We start from the raw sequence: 18,831 nt of genomic DNA, 5'->3' as shown, positions 1-18,831 counted from the left end.
CTGCCGGCCGACGACCCCCGAGGCGCGAGTCCGATGTGACCGATCACAGAGCCCGACAGCAGAGATTGACATATTAGGTAAGGCTAAGGAAACATGCTGCGCATGATCAAACGACTGCTTCTCCTGTCCACCGCCGTCGGCGCAACCGCGGTAGCCGGGCTCGCCGTCGGTGGTGGCGTGGCATCGGCCGCAGTGCCCGACGGAACGTACAACCTGTGCGTCGAAACCCGTTACGGCAGTTCGGTGGAGCAGAAGTGCTCGCCGTACGAGGTCCGCGGCGACCAGCTGATCGGTACCGCCGGCACCCCGTTGACCCTGGTCCACACCTCGACCGGCGCCTACGCCGACATCCCACCGGTCAGCCGCCTCACCCTGATTCGCTCCGGCGACGGCTTCAAGGCCATCAACTCGGTCCTCGGGGTTCCGGTCGCCACCTCGAGCTTCAACCCCGTGGAGAGCTGACCGACCTCCACTGCGAGGGGCTGCCCATCGCCGATCGCCGGCGGTGGGCAGTTCTGTCGGTCGGGTCCGTTCTACCCGGGATGAACCCGCCGGAGACCTCCACAGCCGTCCGGTGACCCGATACCGAACTGCCCACCGTCGATCGTCGACGGTGGGCAGTACTGTTGGCCCGGGCGCACTCTCGGTGCGCTGATCGGTTACTCGGGCTTGGTACCCGTGACCACGACGTTGTAGAAGAACTTCGGCGGCACGACCTTGCGCAGCACGTTCTCGTCGAGCCAGGTCATCCGCTTCCAGCCGCCGAAGGCGAATCCGGCCCAGCCCCAACCCAATCTCTCCGGCGGCACCGCGGCCTCGAAGGTGCGGACCGGCCAGCCGAGCATTGCCGCGGCGAGTTCCTCGGTGGCGGTGGACACCTCGGCCGCACCCGCCGAGCGCGCGATCCCGGCGAGCTCGTCGGGATCGAAGGTGTGGATGTCGACGACCGCCTCGAGGGCCGCCGCACGCGAGGACTCGTCGAGTTCTTCCTGCGGGCGGCGCCACCCCTTGAGCGGTCCGAACCTGGTGATGTTGGTGGTCAGATACCAGGTGGCACGACTCATCCACCGGGCATAGAAGTCACCGATCGTCGAAGGCTCCCCGGCGAACACGAAGCGACCGCCCGGCTTGAGCACACGCAGCACCTCGCGCAGCGACTGCTCCACATCTGGGATGTGGTGCAGCACAGCATGGCCAACCACCAGATCGAAGGTGTTGTCGTCGTAGGGGATCTTCTCGGCGTCGGCCACCCGGCCGTCGACGTCGAGGCCGAGGTTCTCGGCATTGCGCAACGCCACCTTGACCATGCCCGGCGAGAGGTCGGTGACCGACCCCTTCTTCGCGACGCCCGACTGCATCAGGTTGAGCAGGAAGAAACCGGTTCCGCAGCCCAGTTCCATGGCTCGCTCATAGGGCAGCTCGACGTCGGCGGCCACGGCGTCGAAACGGCCGCGGGCGTAGTCGATGCAGCGCTCGTCGAAGCTGATCGACCACTTCTCGTCGTAGGTCTCGGCCTCCCAGTCGTGGTAGAGCACCTGCGCGAGCTTGGTGTCCTTCAGCGCCGCCTGCACCTGCTCCTCGGTGGCATGCGGGTTGGGTGCCGGATCGTCGATCGGGGTCCCGGCCGACTCGTTCTCGGTCGTCGTCATCGTCTGATGTTCCTCTCTGGCCGTGTCACGGCGTTTGCGTCGGTGGGGCCCTCCCCGGCCCCGGCGCCGTCTCGGCCCCGCGCTCCGCGCTCCGAACGAACCTACCGGTAGTCCGCGCTGCGCGGGCCGATCCATCCCGAATCCCCGCTCGCGATCAGCGGCCGGTGAAGACGGCCTTGCCCGGCCCGTTCTCGACGAACGACTTCATGCCGATGGCCCGGTCGTCGGTGGCGAACAGTGCGGCGAACAACTGCTCTTCGATCTTCAGACCGGTGTCGAGGTCGACACCCAGACCCTGGTCGACGGCCTTCTTGGCGGCGGCGAGCGCCACCGAGGCGGCGTTGCGGAACTGTCCGGCCCACTTCAGTGCGGCGTTGTACACCTCGTCGGGGGCGACGACCTCGTCGACCAGACCGATCTCGAGTGCCTCGGCGGCACCGACGAAGCGGCCGGTGAAGATCATGTCCTTGGCCTTCGACGGTCCGACCAGACGTGCCAGCCGCTGGGTGCCCCCGCCACCCGGAATCACGCCGAGGAGCGCTTCGGGCACACCGAGTTTCGCGTTGTCACCGGCGATACGGCGATCGGCACCGAGGACCACCTCGAGGCCACCGCCGAGCGCGTATCCGGTGATCGCGGCAACGGTCGGCTTGGGGATCTCGGAGATCGAGCCCAGTGCGCGCTGCAGGCGACCGGCCACCTTCGACATCTCCGCGTAGGTCATGTCGTTCATCTCTTTGATGTCGGCGCCGGCGGCCAGCACCTTGGGCCCGCCGTAGACGATGACCGCCTTGATGTCGTCGCGGTCGGTGGCCTCGGCGGCCGCGGCCGCCAGCTCGTCCTGCACCTGCCGGTTCAGCGCGTTCATCGGCGGCCGGTTGAGCAGGATGGTGCCCACGCCGGGATGGTCGTCGGAAGTCTCGAGGGTCACGAACTCAGCCATGGGGGGAAGGCTACCGTCCCCGGCGTGGCGGGTGACTGTCGGGTAAGTAGGTGCCACCGGCCTCCGCGGCTCACTCCGGACGCCTACAGTGGCACCCATGAGCCCGGCCCCGGAGTCCTCGTCCGCCGGCGATCCGGTGATGCTCACGGTCGGTGAGCGGACCGTCCGATTGTCGAGTCCGGACCGTATGTACTTCTCCGAACGCGGGGAGACCAAACTCGACCTGGCGAACTACTACCTGTCGGTGGGTGACGGCATCGTGCGCGCGCTTCGCGAACGTCCCTGCATGCTGCATCGCTTCCCCAAGGGCGTCGACGGCAAGAAGGTGCACCAGAAACGCATCCCGGCGGGCGCCCCGGACTGGGTGGAGACCACCGAGCTGTGGTTTCCACGGTTCGGCCGGACCGCCGACGAACTGTGCGTCACCGAACTGGGCAGCGTGATCTGGGCGGTACAGATGTCGACGGTGGAGTTCCATCCGTGGAACTCGCGGCGCGCCGACCCGGAATCCCCCGACGAGTGGCGCATCGACCTCGACCCGATGCCCGACTGCGACTTCCCCCGCATCCGCCGGGTGGCACAGGTGGTCCACGAGGTGCTCGACGACCTGGGGATGCGCGGCTTCCCCAAGACCTCCGGCGGCCGGGGGTTACACATCTACGTGCGGATCGCACCCGAGTGGGGCTTCGCCGAGGTCCGTCGGGCCGCGCTGGCGTTCGCCCGTGAGGTCGAACGCCGCTCACCCGACGACGTCACCACAGCCTGGTGGCGCAAGGACCGTGATCCGGCCGCGGTGTTCGTCGACTACAACCAGAACACCCGCGACCACACGATGGCCGCGGCGTATTCAGTGCGTGGCAACCCGCGTGGCACGGTGTCGGCGCCGGTCACCTGGGACGAGATCGACGACGTCGAACCCGACGACTTCACCATCGCGACGATGCCCGCCCGCTTCGCCGACCTCGGCGACCTGCACGCCGAGATCGACGACGTCGCCCACCGTATCGACACCCTGCTGGAGTGGGCCGACAACGACGACCTCACCTCCGAGGCGCACCCGGGCGAACCCGACGTCGTCGACCTCGATCGCTGAGCCCTCCCCAGCTCGGCACCACAGAAGGTCAGAGACCCAGATTCTCGGGCACGTTGTCGGCCATGCCGGCGAAGTAGTCGGCCGACCGCTCGAACGAGAGCGAGGTGAGCTGTGTGCCCGACCCCACATCCGGCTGGATCGGGTGGATGTCGTGCTCGACGGCCATCAACGATGCGACCGTCGGATGCGCGGCCACCTCGGTCAGCTGCGCCCAGGTCGGTGGCAGCAGGAAGTGCCGCCCCGCCGACCACGCGTCGAGCGCGTCCTGCGCTCCGGCCCACCGGGCGACGTCGGCCTCGGAGGTCGCGCCGTCGGGGTCCTGCCCGGCCGGGACCCGCGCAAGGAAGAAACGGGTGTCGTAACGCCGGGACTCGTTGACCGGGGTGATCCAGTGCGACAACGGGCGCAACAGGTCAGCGCGCAGTGAAAGCCCTTGTCCACGCAGGAACTCCGCGAACGACAGGCTCTTGTCGACCAGCGCGGCCCGTTCGGTGCGCAGCGACGCCGGGTCGGGGAACCGCTCCCCCGACGACGCGAGGAGCACCCCGCACTCCTCGAAGGTCTCACGCACCGCAGCACACACCAGCGCCTGGGCGAGTTCGGTGGTGGTGGCGAACTGCTCGGCCCACCACGCCGGATCGGGGCCGGTCCAGGCGAGGTCGGCGTCGGCGTCACGAGGATCGACGCCTCCGCCCGGGAACACCGTCATCCCGCCGGCGAACGCCATCTGCTTGACGCGCCGCTGCAAGAACACCTCGATCCCACGGTCGGAATCGCGGACCAGGACGACGGTCGCCGCATCGCGCAGCGGAGCCGGTTGTGCACTCATGAAGGACCTCCTGCCGACACCGCGGGACCGAGTGTGTCCCGGGGCACAGACCGACACTATCGGCGGGTCGTACCACCGAGGGCACCCGGGGTTGTCCTGCGGCGTGACCGGGACCCACTCGGCGGCTCACCGGTACCTCTACTCGGCGGCTCGCCGGTACCTCTACTCGGCGGCTCGCCGGTACCTCTACTCGGCGGCTCGCCGGTGCCCGCCCGCACGTCGGCTCCGGCGGGCGAAGAACCGACCGTCTACCTTCGAGAGCGTGATCTGCTGCCGGAACGCCTCCGAGAGGTTCTTCGACGTCAGGACCTTGCCGAGTAGCCCTTGCGCCACCACCCCACCCTCCGACAGCAGCATCGCGTGGGTGAATCCGGCCGGGATCTCCTCCACGTGGTGGGTGATCAGCACGATCGCCGGCGAGTCGGGATCGGCGGCCAGCACCGACAGCCGTTCGACGAGCTCCTCACGACCACCGAGGTCGAGACCGGCGGCGGGCTCGTCGAGCAGCAGCAGTTCGGGGTCGGTCATCAGGGCACGTGCGATGACGACGCGCTTGCGCTCGCCCTCCGACAGCGTGCCGAAGGCGCGATCGGCGAGGTGCTCGGCACCCATCGACTCCAGCGACTCCAACGCCTGGGCGCGGTCCATCTCGTCGTAGGTCTCACGCCAGCGGCCGATCACCGAGTACCCGGCCGAGATCACCACGTCGGCGACGATCTCGCTGTCGGGGATGCGGTCGACCAGCGCGGGGCTCGCCACACCGATGCGGGTGGACAGCTCCCGCAACTCCACCCGGCCGAGCTGCTCGTTGAGCACGAACGCCACGCCCGACGACGGGTGCACCTCGGCGGCGGCCATCCGCAGCAGCGAGGTCTTGCCCGCACCGTTGGGCCCGATGATCACCCACCGCTCATCCAGTTCGACCTGCCAGTCGACCGGCCCGACGAGGTTGTTACCGCCCCGGACCAGTGCGACGTCGCGGAAGTCGATGAGCAGGTCGGGATCGGAGGTGGATCGGTCGGTGTCGGCGGGTTCGGAATCACTGGCGCTCACGCGTTCTATCGTGCCCTACCCGGCGCAGTCGGGGGTACCGGGACACGGCGACGAATGCCGGTCACGAGAGAGTTCATCATGTCAAACGGCAAGGCTGCCAAACGACCACGCCGACAACGTCTTCGACCCCACCTCACGCGACGTGCGAAAGATCACCGACCGGCCTGCGCGGAATATCGGGGCCATCACCGACCTTGAGGACTACATGGCCTTTCCACTGTCGATCCTCGACCTCGCCCAGGTGGGCCGGTCCCAGACCGTCGCCGAATCGTTGTCGGCGTCCACCGATATGGCGATGCACGCCGAGGACTGGGGTTATCACCGGATCTGGTACGCCGAGCACCACAACATGTCGACCATCGCGTCGTCGGCGCCGGCGGTTCTGATCGCCCACGTCGCCGCACACACCTCCCGCATTCGGCTCGGCGCCGGCGGTGTGATGCTGCCCAACCACGCGCCACTCACCATCGCCGAACAGTTCGGCACTCTCGCCGAGTTGCATCCCGGACGGATCGATCTGGGTCTCGGCCGTGCGCCCGGCAGTGACCAGCAGACCTTCGCCGCCCTCCGCCGCGACATCTCCTCGGCCGACCGCTTCCCCAACGACGTCCTGGAACTGCAAGGATTTCTCGGTGATTCGACCCGCGTCACCGGCGTCAACGCCACCCCCGGACGCGGCACCGACATCCCGCTGTACATTCTCGGCTCATCGCTGTTCGGCGCGCAGCTCGCAGCGGCGTTGGGGTTGCCCTATGCCTTCGCCTCACACTTCGCACCGGCCGCGCTCAACCAGGCGGTCGCGATCTACCGGGAGAAGTTCCAGCCGTCCGAGCAACTGGCCGAACCATATGTGATCGCCGGCGCCGGAGTCATCGTCGACGAGGACGGCGATGTCGCACGCGCGCAACTACAACAGGCCAAACGTGCACGGGTCACCGCGCTGTTCGGGCGCGGCGGACGGACGTTCACCGATGAGGAGGCCGACGCCGTGCTGTCGATGCCGCAGGGCCGTCAGATCGACGAGATGCTCACCTACTGCGGGGTGGGCACGCCCGAAGAGGTGCGCAGTTATCTCGACTGGTTCGCCGGGCATGCCGACGCCGACGAGGTGATCGTGGCATCGCTCGCCCCGGATCGGGACGTGTGGCTGCGGACGCTGGAACATCTGGCACCGGCACCTGCGCCCGCCGAACCGACCGGTCGGCAGGAGATCTCCACCGTCCAGGGTTGACGACCGCGCCGTCAGCAGGGATGTGGTTGCGCCCCAACGCAACCGACAGGGGTGTCGACGGCCGTGGGGTACGCCCGTCGACATCGCCCGGTCGACGTCGAGATGGCAGTGGACATCGCCACACACCAGGCCTCCACACGGGTCCCCGCCCTTCGGGCTCGGTCCCGGCTCGACCATCGAACGCGATCACCGGACCCGCTCGAGCGTTGCTCGCCGCCACACCCGGAGGAGCGGGGTACGCGAATTCGGTTCAGGCGAGCCGGAAGTCGGCGAAGTCGAAACCCGGAACGACGATACAACTGACCAAAGAGGCCTCGTCACCGCCACATCGGGCACGCTGCCAGGTACCGGGCGGGACCAGCGCCTGCGGTTGCTGCCCGTCCTCCACCCGCGGCCCCACGTGCACGGTCTGCGGATCCGATGCAGGGGTGTCGTCGCCACCACCGAGGTCGAGTTCGACCGGAGCGCCGCGATGATGCAGCCACAGTTCGGCGCCGCGCACGGTGTGCCACGCCGATTCCTCGCCGGGTAGCAGAAGGAACAGGATCGCGGTGCCTGCGGCCCGCGGCGCGTCGTAACCGGGCAGGGCCTCGGCGGGCACGGTGATGTCACTGCGCCAGGTCTCCCGGTACCAGCCTCCCTCGGGATGGGCGGTCAGTCCGATCCCCTGTGCCCACGCGGGCAGGTCCGCTGCTGTGCTCATGGGAATTCCTCACTCGCCGGGACGATCTCGGCGATCACGGTGACCGATCCGGGTGCAATCTCGGTGAATCCCGCGTCTCGCACGGCGATCGCCCGCCCCGTCGCGTCGGCGGCCAGCAGCCGCTGCCAGCCTGCGTCATCGGCATGACAGACATACAGCGGACAACCCCCGTCGCGCCACCGGCGGACGGCGGCGTCGTCGAGCAGCCGTACCGCGAGCATCGACGCGTGACCGACCTGGGCGGCCAGTTTGCCGACCGTCATCTCCAGGGTCGGACTGACCCACAGACAGATGCCGGGACCATCCGGCGCCGTGGGCAACTCGCCGTCGACGTCGGTGCCGCCGATCTGCAAACGCGAGATCCGCTTGTCCACATCGCCGACGCGGCCCGGCACCAAGGCCCTGGCCTGCGCGTCACCCGACTGCGCGGTGATGCCCCAGACCTCTTGCGCTGCAGCCCACTGACCCGCGCGCGCACGTCGCGAGATCTTGCGGATGCGGGCATCGCACCAGGCATCCATCGGCGCCGCCCACGGTCCGTCACCGCCGGCGCGGTCGTCCAGGCACAGCAGGGCGACGGCGCGGGCGGCAGCGGTGAGCAGGTCGGTCCGATCCGGTGGAGCGGACTTCTCGATCCGCAGCACCATCTGCATCGCGAGGACGTCGGCCGGATCCTCCGGATCGTCGGCCCCGCCGACGTACCGGGTCAGACGGTGGTAGTCGTCCTCGAACGGATCCCGACCGGACGAATCCCCCGCGAACGCATCAGGTCCCGCGGCACCAGGGACCACCGCATCAGGGACCGACGCATCAGGGACCGACGCGGTGTCGTCGAACTCGTCGGGAACGCTCATTCCAGTGGTACGCGACGCAGCACACCGTCGGCCGCGTCGGCAGCCTCGATCTCGTCGCGGGTCACGCCCAGGATGAACAGCACCGCGTCGAGGAACGGATAGTTCAGGGCGGCGTCGGCCACCTCGCGCAGCGCAGGTTTGGCGTTGAAGGCGATGCCGAGTCCGGCCACCGACAGCATGTCGATGTCGTTGGCGCCGTCACCGACGGCGATGGTCTGCTCCATCGGCACCCCCACCTCGTCGGCGAACATGCGCAGTGCGCTCGCCTTGCCGGGACGGTCGATGATCTCTCCGATCACCTTGCCGGTGAGCCTTCCGTCGATCACCTCGAGGGTGTTGGCGCGAACGAAGTCCAGTTCGAGCTCGTGTGCCAGCCCGTCGATGACCTGACGGAATCCGCCCGAGACCACACCACAGTGGTAGCCGAGGCGGTGCAGGGTGCGGATCGTGGTGCGGGCACCGGGGGTCAGCTGCAACGAGCCGGCGACCTCGTCGAGCACGGCGGCGTCGAGACCGGCGAGGGCTGCGACCCGCTGATGCAACGACTGCGCAAAGTCCAACTCGCCCCGCATCGCGGCCTCGGTGACCGCGGCCACCTCGGCTTCGCGGCCGGCATGGGCGGCGAGCATCTCGATGACCTCACCCTGGATGAGCGTGGAGTCGACGTCGAAGACGATGAGCCGTTTGGCACGCCGCGCCAGGCCACCGTGCTCGACGGCGATGTCGATCGCGTGATGTGAGGCCACCTCGGCCAACCCCTTGCGCAGGGCGGCGTCGGCGGCGGCGTTGTCACGTCCGGCGACGCTGACCATCAGTTCGAGACCGGTCAGCGGGTAGTCGGCGACGCCGCGGATGGAGTCGATGTTGCCGCCCTGACCGGCCAGTTCGGCAGCAACCGCGCTGAACGCGCGGGCGGTCACCGGACTGCCGAGGATCACCACGGCGTGGCTGGACGGACGGTGCCCGTCGGTCCGGGCGTCCACCTCGACGGTGACGGCCATCCCGATCGACGACATCGCCTGTTCGATCACGTCCTGGACCCGTTCGGGGTCACCGGTCGCAGCGACGAGCACGCCGAGTGTGAGTTGATCGTGGATCACCACCTGCTCGACGTCGAGCAGGCTGACCTGCTGTCCGGCGAGTGCGCCCATCAGCACCGACGTCACACCGGGCTTGTCCGGTCCGGTGACGGTGATCAGGAGGGTGGTCTTCACGACTGCACCCGGAGCGGACGATGCCGATCCGGGTGCAGACGTGGTGTGGGATTCCGGGGAATGTGCCACCAATGTTCAGCCGCGACTCAGGCGTCTGCGTCGTGACGGCCCGCTCCGGCCGCAACCGGCGCGTGGTCATCACCGTTGTGGCCTGGGCCCACGTGTGCCTCCGCATGCATCCGCTCGATCATGTGCGGATAGTGCAGCTCGAACGCCGGACGCTCCGAACGGATTCGGGGCAGCTCGGTGAAGTTGTGGCGCGGCGGCGGGCAGCTGGTGGCCCACTCGAGCGAGTTGCCGAAGCCCCACGGATCGTCGACGGTCACGACCTCGCCGTAGCGGTAGCTCTTGAAGACGTTCCACAGGAACGGCAGGGTCGACAGGCCGAGGATGAACGCACCGGTGGTGGAGACGATGTTCAGCGTGGTGAACCCGTCCGACGGCAGGTAGTCGGCGTAACGACGCGGCATGCCCTCGTTACCCAGCCAGTGCTGCACCAGGAAGGTGGTGTGGAAGCCGATGAAGGTCAGCCAGAAGTGCCACTTGCCGAGGCGCTCGTCGAGCATGCGTCCGGTCATCTTGGGGAACCAGAAGTAGATGCCGGCGTAGGTCGCGAACACGATGGTGCCGAAGAGCACGTAGTGGAAGTGGGCGACGACAAAGTAGCTGTCGGACAGGTGGAAGTCCAGCGGCGGGCTGGCGAGCAGCACACCGGTCAGGCCACCGAACAGGAAGGTGACGATGAAGCCCACCGAGAACAGCATCGGCGACTCGAAGGTCATATGACCTCTCCACATCGTTCCGATCCAGTTGAAGAACTTCACACCGGTCGGGACCGCGATCAAGAAGGTCATGAAGGAGAAGAACGGAAGCAGGACGGCACCGGTCACGTACATGTGGTGTGCCCACACGGCCACCGACAGGGCGGCGATCGCCAGGGTCGCGTAGACCAGGCCGGAGTAACCGAAGATCGGCTTGCGCGCGAACACCGGGAAGATCTCCGAGACGATGCCGAAGAACGGCAGCGCGATGACGTAGACCTCAGGGTGACCGAAGAACCAGAACAAGTGCTGCCACAGGATGACGCCACCGTTGGCCGGGTCGTAGAGGTGCGCACCGAACTGACGGTCGACCTCGAGGCCGAGCAGCGCCGCGGTCAGCAGCGGGAAGATCAGCAGGATCAGGATGGTCGTCACCAGGATGTTCCAGGTGAAGATCGGCATGCGGAACATCGTCATACCCGGTGCACGCAGGCAGACCACCGTGGTGACCATGTTGACGCCACCGAGGATGGTGCCGAGACCCGAGACACCGAGGCCCATGATCCAGAGGTCACCGCCGACACCGGGCGAGTGGATCGCGTCGGTCAGCGGGGTGTAGGCGGTCCAGCCGAAGTCGGCGGCGCCACCGGGGGTGATGAAGCCACCCAGGGCGACGGTCGAACCGAACACGAACAACCAGAAGCCGAAGGCGTTGAGGCGCGGGAACGCCACGTCCGGCGCACCGATCTGCAGGGGCAGCACGAAGTTGGCGAAACCGATCACGATCGGGGTCGCGTACATCAGCAGCATCACCGTGCCGTGCATGGTGAACAGCTGGTTGAACTGCTCCGTCGACAGGAACTGCATTCCCGGATGGGCGAGCTCGGCGCGCATCAGCAGCGCCATCAGGCCACCGATCAAGAAGAACGCAAAGCACGCGACGATGTACATCATGCCGATCAGCTTGTGATCGGTCGTGGTGATCAGCTTGTAGATGAACGATCCCTTGGGCTGATAGCGCTCCGGGAATGGTCGCACTGGTGCCACTTGCGTGGCTGGCTGGTCTACCGCAGTCACAGATCCTCCTCTTGCCCGACCGGATCGGGACGCGTATTCCCGGGTCGGCACATGAAACAACCGAGCGCTGGTTACCGATCCTAAACCCTTCCCCCCGCCCCGTCCGAACGGGTCCTACGATCTGTCGTACTCAATTTCCCGGTCGTCTCGTTCGGCCAGGTCAGGGCCGGTGATCGGGTGCGCCACGCCGTGCCGGAACGGCCTGTCGGGTGTTGCTCGACGACGTGTCGCACCGGCACGCCGAGGCACCACGGTCACCGATGGCTCCCCTGCTAGGTTGTCGGTGTGCAGGACGGTGGCGAGATGCAGCAGGCAACGGGTATGCGACGCGGCGGCAGGACAGGTCGTCGGCGTTCGGTGCTCGTGGCCGCGGGCGCGGCATGCGCCGCCCTGCTTGCGCTGACCGCGTGCTCCGACGAGCAGACCGCGCTGACCACCCCGGACGGCAAGACCATCTCCACCTCGACCACCCGGGTGGCCGAGGTCAACATCGTCTCCGCCGACCGCGACTACGCGCGGACCTGCCTGGCACCGACCGCGGTGAACGATCCACGCTCGGATGCCACCCGGATCGTCGTCACCGATCCGGCCCTGCTCGACGATCTGTGCGCCCTGGGCCTCGGCCCGCGTGTCACGGCTGTCACCGCGGCGCCCGGATCGGTCCCTGCCTACCTCGGACCGCAGCTGACCGCGGTACCCACGATCGGCGCCTCCCCCGACGCCGCCGCGGTGCGCACCGCGGCGCCCGATCTGGTGTTGACCACCGCGCAGACCGTCGGATCGGCCGGTGCGTTCACCGGCACCCGGTCGGTGACCATCCCGGCCGGCGACTGGCGGGCACGGTTCCAGTCGGTCGCCGACGCGGTCGGGCGTTCCGACGAGGCCCGGCGCCTGCTCGGCGAGTTCGACACCGAGGCCGCCAAGACCGGTCGCCGGATGGATGCCGCACACACCCAGGTGTCGTTGGTGCGGTTCACCGCCGACGCGGAGAAGATCGCCGGAACCGGCAGCTTCGCCGGCCAGATCCTGGCGCAGGTCGGGGTACAGCGTCCGGCATCGCAGCGTGGCGCGAAGGGCTTCACCGTGACCGACGCGACCTTCACCGACGCCGACGCCGACCTCATCTACGTGAGCTTCGAGGGCGCCGGCGGACTCGAGCACGGCGAGCAGGTGCTGCTCAGCGACCGCTGGCTCGACATGGGCGCACCCACCTGGAAGCGCGTGCTGTCGGTGAACGACGAGGTCTGGTACGGCGGCGACGGGCTCGCCGCGGCATGGCTGGTGCTCAACGACATCAAGGGATCGTTGAACGGCAACTCCTGAGTCCGGGCGCCGGCCTCACCACCGATGACCGGACCCATGGCCCGACGTGCATGAATCCGCCGGGAATGCCAGCATTGTGGTCCCGGCGAATCCAACCCTCACCGGACACCGCCCGGCTCGGCACGGTGGACCCATGACCGTCACCGACGAATACCTGGCCAACAACGCCGACTACGCCAAGACCTTCACCGGTCCCCTCCCCCTGCCGCCGAGCCGCCACGTCGCCGTCGTCGCCTGCATGGACGCACGCCTCGACGTCTACCGCATCCTCGGTCTCGCCGACGGTGAGGCGCACGTCATCCGCAATGCGGGCGGCGTCGTCACCGACGACGAGATCCGATCGCTGGCGATCAGTCAGCGCCTGCTCGGCACCACCGAGATCATCCTGATCCACCACACCGACTGCGGCATGCTCACCTTCACCGACGATGCCTTCAAGCGGGAGATCCAGAACGAGACCGGGCAGAAGCCGGCCTGGGCGGCCGAGGCGTTCCCCGACGTCGACGAGGACGTCCGGCAGTCGCTGACCCGGATCCGCACCAGCCCGTTCATCACCAAGACCAGTTCGCTGCGCGGCTTCGTCTTCGACGTGGCCACCGGCAGGCTGAACGAGGTCACCGACTAGGCCGTGCCCCCGCGGGCCCGTCCCGCGATCACGGCCAGCCCGGTGCCGACGGGATCGACCCGTCGGCCACCGCGGCCGCCAGCTGCGCATGATCACGCTCGGTCTGATCGGCGTAGGCCTGCGCAAAACGCACCACCGACTCCTCGGCCTTGGCGGACTTGCCGAGGTAGTCGGCGATCGCGCGGGCGTCACCACTGCGGGCGTGGGCCCGCGCCAGCACGTGGCCGCAGGCGGTGGCGAACTCGGCCAGGATGCCGGCCACCAGGGGGCCGTTGGGGATGAGCTTGCCGTCGCGGAACTGCCGGACATAGAAGTCGAGATCGCCGATCCGCGTCCAGCCCAGGAAGCGGTCGGAGGCGCTCTGGATGAGCTGCTGCCCGTTGACCACGCGCTGCCCGTGGTTCTCGTACCCGCTGGGTGCCAGGAACTGCTCGTACACCGACGGACCGGCCTGCTTGACCTGGAAGAAGAGCGGATCGCCGCCGGCATGCTCCTCGACGAGGTTGAGGAACACGCGCATCCCCACGCTGCCCACGCCCACCACCTGCTGCACCGCGTCGACCAGGTCGAAGCGTCGTAGCAGGGCGGCGACGTTCTCCGGAATCGAGGAGTAGTAGGCCACGATCACGTCGTCGAGCAGTTCGCCGTAGTCGCTCAGTGCATGCACCCGGTACGGCGGCGCCTCGATGATCTGGCGGCGACCGTCGACGAGGTGGGTCAGCTTCTTCGACGCCCCGCGGCTGGTCCGCTTCTGCGCACGTTTCTCCAGGTAGGTGTCGATGCGGTCCTCGTTGTCGGGGGTGGAGAGATAGGTGACGAGATCGTCGACGGCGATCTTCTCCCCCCAGACGTCCAGGATCGGCCAGCCGGCATAGGTACGAATCCAGGTGCGGTAGCCGCGGAACCCCGCACGCACGGCCTCGGTCGCGGTCCCGGCATCGACACCGTTGTCGCGGGCGAGCACCACCAGGCTCGCCAGGAAGCGCAGCAGGTCCCATTCGAACGGGCCCGGCAGTGTCTCGTCGAAGTCGCGCAGGTCGAAGGCGAGAGTGCGTTCGGGGGTGTTCCAGAGACCGAAGTTGAGGACGTGCGCGTCACCACACATCTGCACGGTGATGCCGGTGTTCGGACGCGACGCGAGGTCGGCCGCCATCACCGCGGCCGCCCCCCGATAGTAGGTCCACGGCGACGCCGACATCCGGCCGTGCCGGATCGGTAACAGCCGCTCGTCACGAATGTCGTTCTGCGCCAGGATGGTCTGCAACGCATCATGCCCACGGGTGTCCGGGTTCCAGTCACCGAGCGCGGTACGTGGCACGATCTTGCGGGCGGCGCGCCCCGTCGAGCGTCCCTCATCGGGGTACTCGGTGGGCCCGGCGGCGAGCGCCTCACCGTGGGTCGGCGGCGGCGGAACGAGCGGATCGGTGATCGTCATCCCGACAGTCTCACCCAACCGGGCCCCGCATGCGAGCTCCCCCCGCGTGATGTCCCGGAGTCGTGTCCGGACCGGTCGCTAATCTGGGTGCCATGCCGACACCGCTCCCGACGACGCAGGTCGGCCTGCATGCGCTGTGGCGCCCGGGGATCGGGCTGGCGGTGTGGGTTGCCGCCACCCCCGGGCGTGGACCCGGGCCGGACACCGAACCATGGCCCGACGAGATCCCCGAGCCGTTGCGGTCGTTGCTGTCGGGCAAACGCTTTCGCCGTCAGGTCGGTGTGATCGACGCCGACGGCCGACGACGCTTCGTCGCGACCCTCACCCTCGGCACCGCGTCGGCGGTGTCGTTCCTCGATGCGACCCGCTCCCTGTCGGTGCCGGGGGACATCACCTGGTATCGGCATCTGCTCGACGGGGTCCGGCGCTTCACCGCGGCGGGGTCGGTGGTGCCCGCCCTGGCCGAGGTGGCCGGCGAGACCGTGATGCGATGGCAACCGGCATCGACCTCGGCGTGGCGGGCGTGGTCGGCGGTGATCACCGGTGGCGCGCCCGCCGCGCTCGGCGAGAACGGCGGAGCCGCAGCACTGATGGACTTCGCGGTGGAGCTGACCGACCACGAGTGCCGGTCCCGGATCGCCGCGTCGCCGGCCGCCCTCGGACCGATCGGCGTCACCGCACCACTGCTGCGGGCACTGGTCGCCGACGGGACGGTGCCCGCCGAGGCCACCGTCGCCGCGGCGCTCGCAGCGTGGTCGGCCTGGGCGGCGAGTGTCCCCGCCGCCGACTCGGCCCTGGTGTTCCGGTTACACGAGCCGGACGACCCCGACGCACCCGATCCCCGGTTCGACGACGACGATGACTTCATCTCCACGACAAGAGCTTCCGGTCCTGTCGATCCGGATGTGCTGCGCTGGCGTCTGCAGGTGTGTCGACGCTCGGCGGACGGGCATGTCGAACCGGTTGCGCCCCAACGCCTCGACGCCGACGATCTCGACGAGATCACCACCGATCTGGCGGCGGCCGTGCGCGCCTTCCCCGACCTCGCCCGCGCCGACCCGGATCGCGCGACCCTCGACTTCCTCCTGCCCACCGCGATGGCCGAGTCACTGTTCGCCACCGGGGCGGGTGCGCTCGCCGACGCCGGGTTCCCGGTTCTGTTGCCGCGCACCATCGCCGAGATACGACCCACGCTCGGGGTGCGGGCCCGGCCGGTCCCGGGCGGCGGCGCGCCGGCCCGCATGGTGGGACTGCGGGAGATCCGCGAGTTCGAGTGGCGGCTGGCACTCGGTGACGGCCCCGACGCCCTGACCCTCGGCGAGGCCGACCTCGACGAACTGTCCCGACAGAAGGGCGATCTGGTCCGCATCCGGGGCGTCTGGGTGCGCGCCGAGGGAGCCGCCCTGACCCGGGCCGCGTCGTTCGTCACCGCACAGCGCGCCCTGTCGGGGACCGGACATGAGGTCGACATGGGTGAGCTGTTCGGCATGATCACCCACGAGAGTGAGAAGCCGCCGGTTCCGGTCACCTCGGTGCAGGGCCTCACCTGGCTCGACGAGATCGCCGAATCCGGTGCGCTGCGCCCGGTTCCGATCCCCTCGCCCCGACTGCTCGACGCCTCGCTGCGGCCCTATCAGCAGCGTGGGCTGGAATGGCTGGCCCATCTGTCCGGGCTGGGGATCGGCGGGGTGCTCGCCGACGACATGGGTCTGGGCAAGACGGTGCAGGTGATCGCCCTGCTGTGCCATGAGGCGGCACTCGACGGCGACCCACGATCCGAGGCCGACGCGCGGCCCGCACACCTGCCGACGCTGATCGTGTGCCCGATGTCGGTGGTGGGCAACTGGGCCGCCGAGATCGCACGCTTCGCGCCGTCGTTGCGGGTGGCGATACACCACGGCGCCGATCGCGCGAAGGGCGAACGGTTCCGCGAGGTCCACGACACCCATGACGTGGTGCTGACCACCTTCGCCCTGGCCACGCGGGATCGCGATGCGCTGGCGGCGCACCCGTGGCGACGCGTCGTCGTCGACGAGGCACAGCATGTCAAGAACGTGAGAACATCTGCGGCACGGGCTCTCCGGACGATTCCGGCCGAGCACCGGATCGCCCTGACCGGCACCCCGGTGGAGAACCGGCTGGAGGATCTGCGGGCGGTGATCGATCTGGTGAATCCGGGCCTGCTCGGTTCGGCCTCGACATTCCGTAACCGGTTCGCCGAACCGATCGAACGTGACCGCGATCCGGCCACGATCCGACGGCTGGCCGGGTTGACCCGTCCGTTCATCCTGCGGCGGGAGAAGACCGATCCGACCATCATCACCGACCTGCCGGAGAAGAACGAGATCACCGTTCGCGCCAACCTGACCGTGGAGCAGGCGGCGCTGTACCGGGCGGTGATCGACGACCTGATGGAGGCATTGCGCGACCGGCAGCAACGCGCACTGCGTCGCCGGACCGTCCTCGCCGCGCTCACCCGCCTCAAGCAGATCTGCAATCATCCGGCGCACTACCTCGCCGACGGGACCCCGGTGACCCGCCGTGGACGGCATCGGTCCGGCAAGCTCGAGTTGCTCGAGGACATCGTCACCACCCTGGTCGCCGAGGGTGATCAGGCGTTGATCTTCACCCAGTTCGCGGTGTTCGGGGAGATGTTGTCGGAGTGGCTGACCGAGCTGCTCGACACCGAGATCCCACTGCTGCACGGTGGTGTGGCGCGTGACGAGCGAGATGCGCTGGTGCGGCGCTTCCAGCACGGCGAGGGTGGTGACCGTCCGCCCATCCTGCTGGCCACCCTCAAGGCCGGCGGCACCGGACTCAACCTGACCGCCGCCAATCATGTGGTGCACGTGGACCGGTGGTGGAATCCGGCGGTCGAGGACCAGGCCACCGACCGTGCCTATCGGATCGGGCAGACGCAGCGGGTGCATGTGCGGCGCTTCGTGTGCGTGGGAACCCTCGAGGAGCGGGTGGACGACCTGATCGCCAAGAAGCGGGAGCTGTCGCGACTGACGGTGTCGACCGGGGAGAACTGGATGGGTGACCTCGGCGACGAGGAGCTGTTCGACCTGTTCCGGCTGCGTGAGGAAGCGGTGAGCGAGTGAGCGCCCGCCGTGGCACGGTACCGGTGCGAGGATATGCGGTGACGCCGTGGTCACGTGCGCTGATCGACGTGGTCGAGGGTCGGCATGCCGGGAACGGTGGCGCTCCGGCCGTCGACAGCACACGGATCACCAAGGCCCGCAGATACTTCCGGGATCGTCACGTTCATCAGCTGTCGGTGCGGCCAGGAAGCGTGACGTCCTCGGTGCAGGGCAGTCAGCTCGACCCGTTCGACGTCATCGTGTCGTTCCGGACCGTCGACACCCCGACCGTGGTGACGTTGCTCTCCGCTCGTGACGGTGTGACCGAGGTGATGTCGTTGGCCCGGGGCGAGCAGCCGCGCACGCTGGGCGAGCTGGTCCTGCCGACCGAGTCCGCCGACGTCGCCGGCGACTGCACATGCCCGGACGATTCGGGTCGCTGCATCCATGTGCTGTCGACGATGTTCGAGGTGGCCGCCGAGATCGACCGCTCCCCCACCACCCTGCTGACCGTTATGGGGACGTCGCTGTCGGAGTTGCTCGACGCTGTCGAGGAGCTGTCGCCGACGCGACCGGACGCCCCGGCCGACCTCGGGGACACCGAGTCCGACGAGCCGTCCGGTGCACCGCCACGCGTCGACTTCTACGGCACCGGTGCGAAGGCACCGTCGGTGCCGTCGCCACCACGGATGAATCCCCTGACCGACCTCGACGGCACCGCCCTGCGCGCCGCCCTGCGGGCGTCGGGCATCGCCCCCGGCGACATCGCCGAGGCCATCGACGATCTCACCGATCTCTACGACCGGATCATCGAGGAGTGAGTCCGGCACCGTTGCCGATGACCCGACGACATGCACGACCAGCGATCGACAATCGCGCCCACAACCCAACGACCAGCGATCGACAATCGCGCCCACAACCGCAACGACCAGCGATTGGTGATTGAGCCGATGAGGAG

The 18,831-nt window shown here is 68.5% G+C and carries 16 protein-coding genes; 7 read left to right on the top strand and 9 right to left on the bottom strand.

The window, feature by feature from the left end; translation table 11 throughout:
• Positions 1-93: 93 nt before the first annotated feature.
• Positions 94-462: a hypothetical protein gene (locus ACWDUA_RS07515; protein ID WP_449750390.1), complete on the top strand. Its 369-nt coding sequence runs from the start codon at positions 94-96 to the stop codon at positions 460-462.
• A 197-nt stretch (positions 463-659) separates the two neighbouring features.
• On the opposite strand, the gene ACWDUA_RS07510 is transcribed toward ACWDUA_RS07515, so the two are convergent.
• Positions 660-1,649: a class I SAM-dependent methyltransferase gene (locus tag ACWDUA_RS07510; protein ID WP_449750389.1), complete on the bottom strand. Its 990-nt coding sequence runs from the start codon at positions 1,647-1,649 to the stop codon at positions 660-662.
• 154 nt (positions 1,650-1,803) lie between these two features.
• Positions 1,804-2,592 (bottom strand): enoyl-CoA hydratase/isomerase family protein, encoded by a 789-nt coding sequence (locus ACWDUA_RS07505; RefSeq protein ID WP_449750388.1) that lies wholly within the window; start codon positions 2,590-2,592, stop codon positions 1,804-1,806.
• Between the two features lie 97 nt (positions 2,593-2,689).
• Here ACWDUA_RS07505 and ligD point away from each other — a divergent pair, with 97 nt between their 5' ends.
• Positions 2,690-3,685 carry a non-homologous end-joining DNA ligase gene (ligD, locus tag ACWDUA_RS07500; protein ID WP_449750387.1) on the top strand — a complete coding sequence of 332 codons (996 nt, stop codon included), beginning with the start codon at positions 2,690-2,692 and terminating at the stop codon, positions 3,683-3,685.
• A gap of 28 nt (positions 3,686-3,713) precedes the next feature.
• Here ligD and ACWDUA_RS07495 read toward each other — a convergent pair whose 3' ends face one another.
• Positions 3,714-4,514 (bottom strand): NUDIX hydrolase, encoded by an 801-nt coding sequence (locus ACWDUA_RS07495; RefSeq protein ID WP_449750386.1) that lies wholly within the window; start codon positions 4,512-4,514, stop codon positions 3,714-3,716.
• Between the two features lie 186 nt (positions 4,515-4,700).
• Positions 4,701-5,576, bottom strand: a complete 876-nt coding sequence (locus ACWDUA_RS07490; RefSeq protein ID WP_449750534.1) for an ABC transporter ATP-binding protein — start codon at positions 5,574-5,576, stop codon at positions 4,701-4,703.
• Between the two features lie 196 nt (positions 5,577-5,772).
• On the opposite strand from ACWDUA_RS07490, the gene ACWDUA_RS07485 reads away from it, so the two are divergent.
• Entirely contained in the window at positions 5,773-6,798 is a 1,026-nt protein-coding gene (locus ACWDUA_RS07485) for an LLM class flavin-dependent oxidoreductase (protein ID WP_449750385.1), read from the top strand.
• Positions 6,799-7,048: 250 nt separating this feature from the next.
• On the opposite strand, the gene ACWDUA_RS07480 is transcribed toward ACWDUA_RS07485, so the two are convergent.
• The 4 genes from ACWDUA_RS07480 to ctaD form a co-directional block, all read right to left on the bottom strand.
• Positions 7,049-7,501, bottom strand: coding sequence for a cupin domain-containing protein (locus ACWDUA_RS07480; protein WP_449750384.1), 453 nt, complete (start codon positions 7,499-7,501; stop codon positions 7,049-7,051).
• On the bottom strand, positions 7,498-8,355 hold the full coding sequence (locus ACWDUA_RS07475; protein ID WP_449750383.1) for an aminoacyl-tRNA hydrolase: 858 nt from the start codon (positions 8,353-8,355) through the stop codon (positions 7,498-7,500). Before ACWDUA_RS07475 ends, ACWDUA_RS07480 begins: the two co-directional genes overlap by 4 nt.
• Positions 8,352-9,569 (bottom strand): phosphoserine phosphatase SerB, encoded by a 1,218-nt coding sequence (gene serB / locus ACWDUA_RS07470; RefSeq protein ID WP_449750382.1) that lies wholly within the window; start codon positions 9,567-9,569, stop codon positions 8,352-8,354. The genes ACWDUA_RS07475 and serB overlap by 4 nt, the downstream gene beginning before the upstream one ends.
• A gap of 86 nt (positions 9,570-9,655) precedes the next feature.
• Complete coding sequence (gene ctaD, locus ACWDUA_RS07465; protein ID WP_449750381.1) at positions 9,656-11,407, bottom strand: aa3-type cytochrome oxidase subunit I; 1,752 nt, start codon at positions 11,405-11,407, stop codon at positions 9,656-9,658.
• A 303-nt stretch (positions 11,408-11,710) separates the two neighbouring features.
• On the opposite strand from ctaD, the gene ACWDUA_RS07460 reads away from it, so the two are divergent.
• Complete coding sequence (locus ACWDUA_RS07460; protein ID WP_449750380.1) at positions 11,711-12,730, top strand: ABC transporter substrate-binding protein; 1,020 nt, start codon at positions 11,711-11,713, stop codon at positions 12,728-12,730.
• A gap of 133 nt (positions 12,731-12,863) precedes the next feature.
• On the top strand, positions 12,864-13,355 hold the full coding sequence (locus ACWDUA_RS07455; protein ID WP_449750379.1) for a beta-class carbonic anhydrase: 492 nt from the start codon (positions 12,864-12,866) through the stop codon (positions 13,353-13,355).
• 28 nt (positions 13,356-13,383) lie between these two features.
• On the opposite strand, the gene ACWDUA_RS07450 is transcribed toward ACWDUA_RS07455, so the two are convergent.
• Entirely contained in the window at positions 13,384-14,790 is a 1,407-nt protein-coding gene (locus tag ACWDUA_RS07450) for a DUF2252 domain-containing protein (RefSeq protein ID WP_449750378.1), read from the bottom strand.
• A gap of 92 nt (positions 14,791-14,882) precedes the next feature.
• On the opposite strand from ACWDUA_RS07450, the gene ACWDUA_RS07445 reads away from it, so the two are divergent.
• Together ACWDUA_RS07445 and ACWDUA_RS07440 are read left to right on the top strand one after the other, a co-directional pair.
• Entirely contained in the window at positions 14,883-17,894 is a 3,012-nt protein-coding gene (locus ACWDUA_RS07445; RefSeq protein ID WP_449750377.1) for a DEAD/DEAH box helicase, read from the top strand.
• The gene (locus ACWDUA_RS07440) at positions 17,891-18,694 is read left to right on the top strand and encodes a hypothetical protein (protein ID WP_449750376.1); all 804 of its coding nucleotides are present in this window, start codon (positions 17,891-17,893) and stop codon (positions 18,692-18,694) included. Before ACWDUA_RS07445 ends, ACWDUA_RS07440 begins: the two co-directional genes overlap by 4 nt.
• The last annotated feature ends 137 nt before the right edge of the window (positions 18,695-18,831 follow it).

Source organism: Gordonia sp. NPDC003376 (assembly GCF_053589235.1).
The sequence above is the reverse complement of the archived record's forward strand: the minus strand, read 5'-3'. Positions and strand labels throughout refer to the sequence as shown.

Excerpts from the sequence above, each read along its gene's own strand:
- ACWDUA_RS07450 (WP_449750378.1), bottom strand. The coding sequence starts at position 14,790 with ATGACGATCACCGATCCGCTCGTTCCGCCGCCGCCGACCCACGGTGAG.
- ACWDUA_RS07495 (WP_449750386.1), bottom strand. The coding sequence starts at position 4,514 with ATGAGTGCACAACCGGCTCCGCTGCGCGATGCGGCGACCGTCGTCCTG.
- ACWDUA_RS07485 (WP_449750385.1), top strand. The coding sequence starts at position 5,773 with ATGGCCTTTCCACTGTCGATCCTCGACCTCGCCCAGGTGGGCCGGTCC.
- ACWDUA_RS07515 (WP_449750390.1), top strand. The coding sequence starts at position 94 with ATGCTGCGCATGATCAAACGACTGCTTCTCCTGTCCACCGCCGTCGGC.
- ACWDUA_RS07475 (WP_449750383.1), bottom strand. The coding sequence starts at position 8,355 with ATGAGCGTTCCCGACGAGTTCGACGACACCGCGTCGGTCCCTGATGCG.
- ACWDUA_RS07445 (WP_449750377.1), top strand. The coding sequence starts at position 14,883 with ATGCCGACACCGCTCCCGACGACGCAGGTCGGCCTGCATGCGCTGTGG.
- ACWDUA_RS07455 (WP_449750379.1), top strand. The coding sequence starts at position 12,864 with ATGACCGTCACCGACGAATACCTGGCCAACAACGCCGACTACGCCAAG.
- ACWDUA_RS07480 (WP_449750384.1), bottom strand. The coding sequence starts at position 7,501 with ATGAGCACAGCAGCGGACCTGCCCGCGTGGGCACAGGGGATCGGACTG.
- ACWDUA_RS07510 (WP_449750389.1), bottom strand. The coding sequence starts at position 1,649 with ATGACGACGACCGAGAACGAGTCGGCCGGGACCCCGATCGACGATCCG.
- ligD (WP_449750387.1), top strand. The coding sequence starts at position 2,690 with ATGAGCCCGGCCCCGGAGTCCTCGTCCGCCGGCGATCCGGTGATGCTC.
- ACWDUA_RS07505 (WP_449750388.1), bottom strand. The coding sequence starts at position 2,592 with ATGGCTGAGTTCGTGACCCTCGAGACTTCCGACGACCATCCCGGCGTG.
- ACWDUA_RS07460 (WP_449750380.1), top strand. The coding sequence starts at position 11,711 with ATGCAGCAGGCAACGGGTATGCGACGCGGCGGCAGGACAGGTCGTCGG.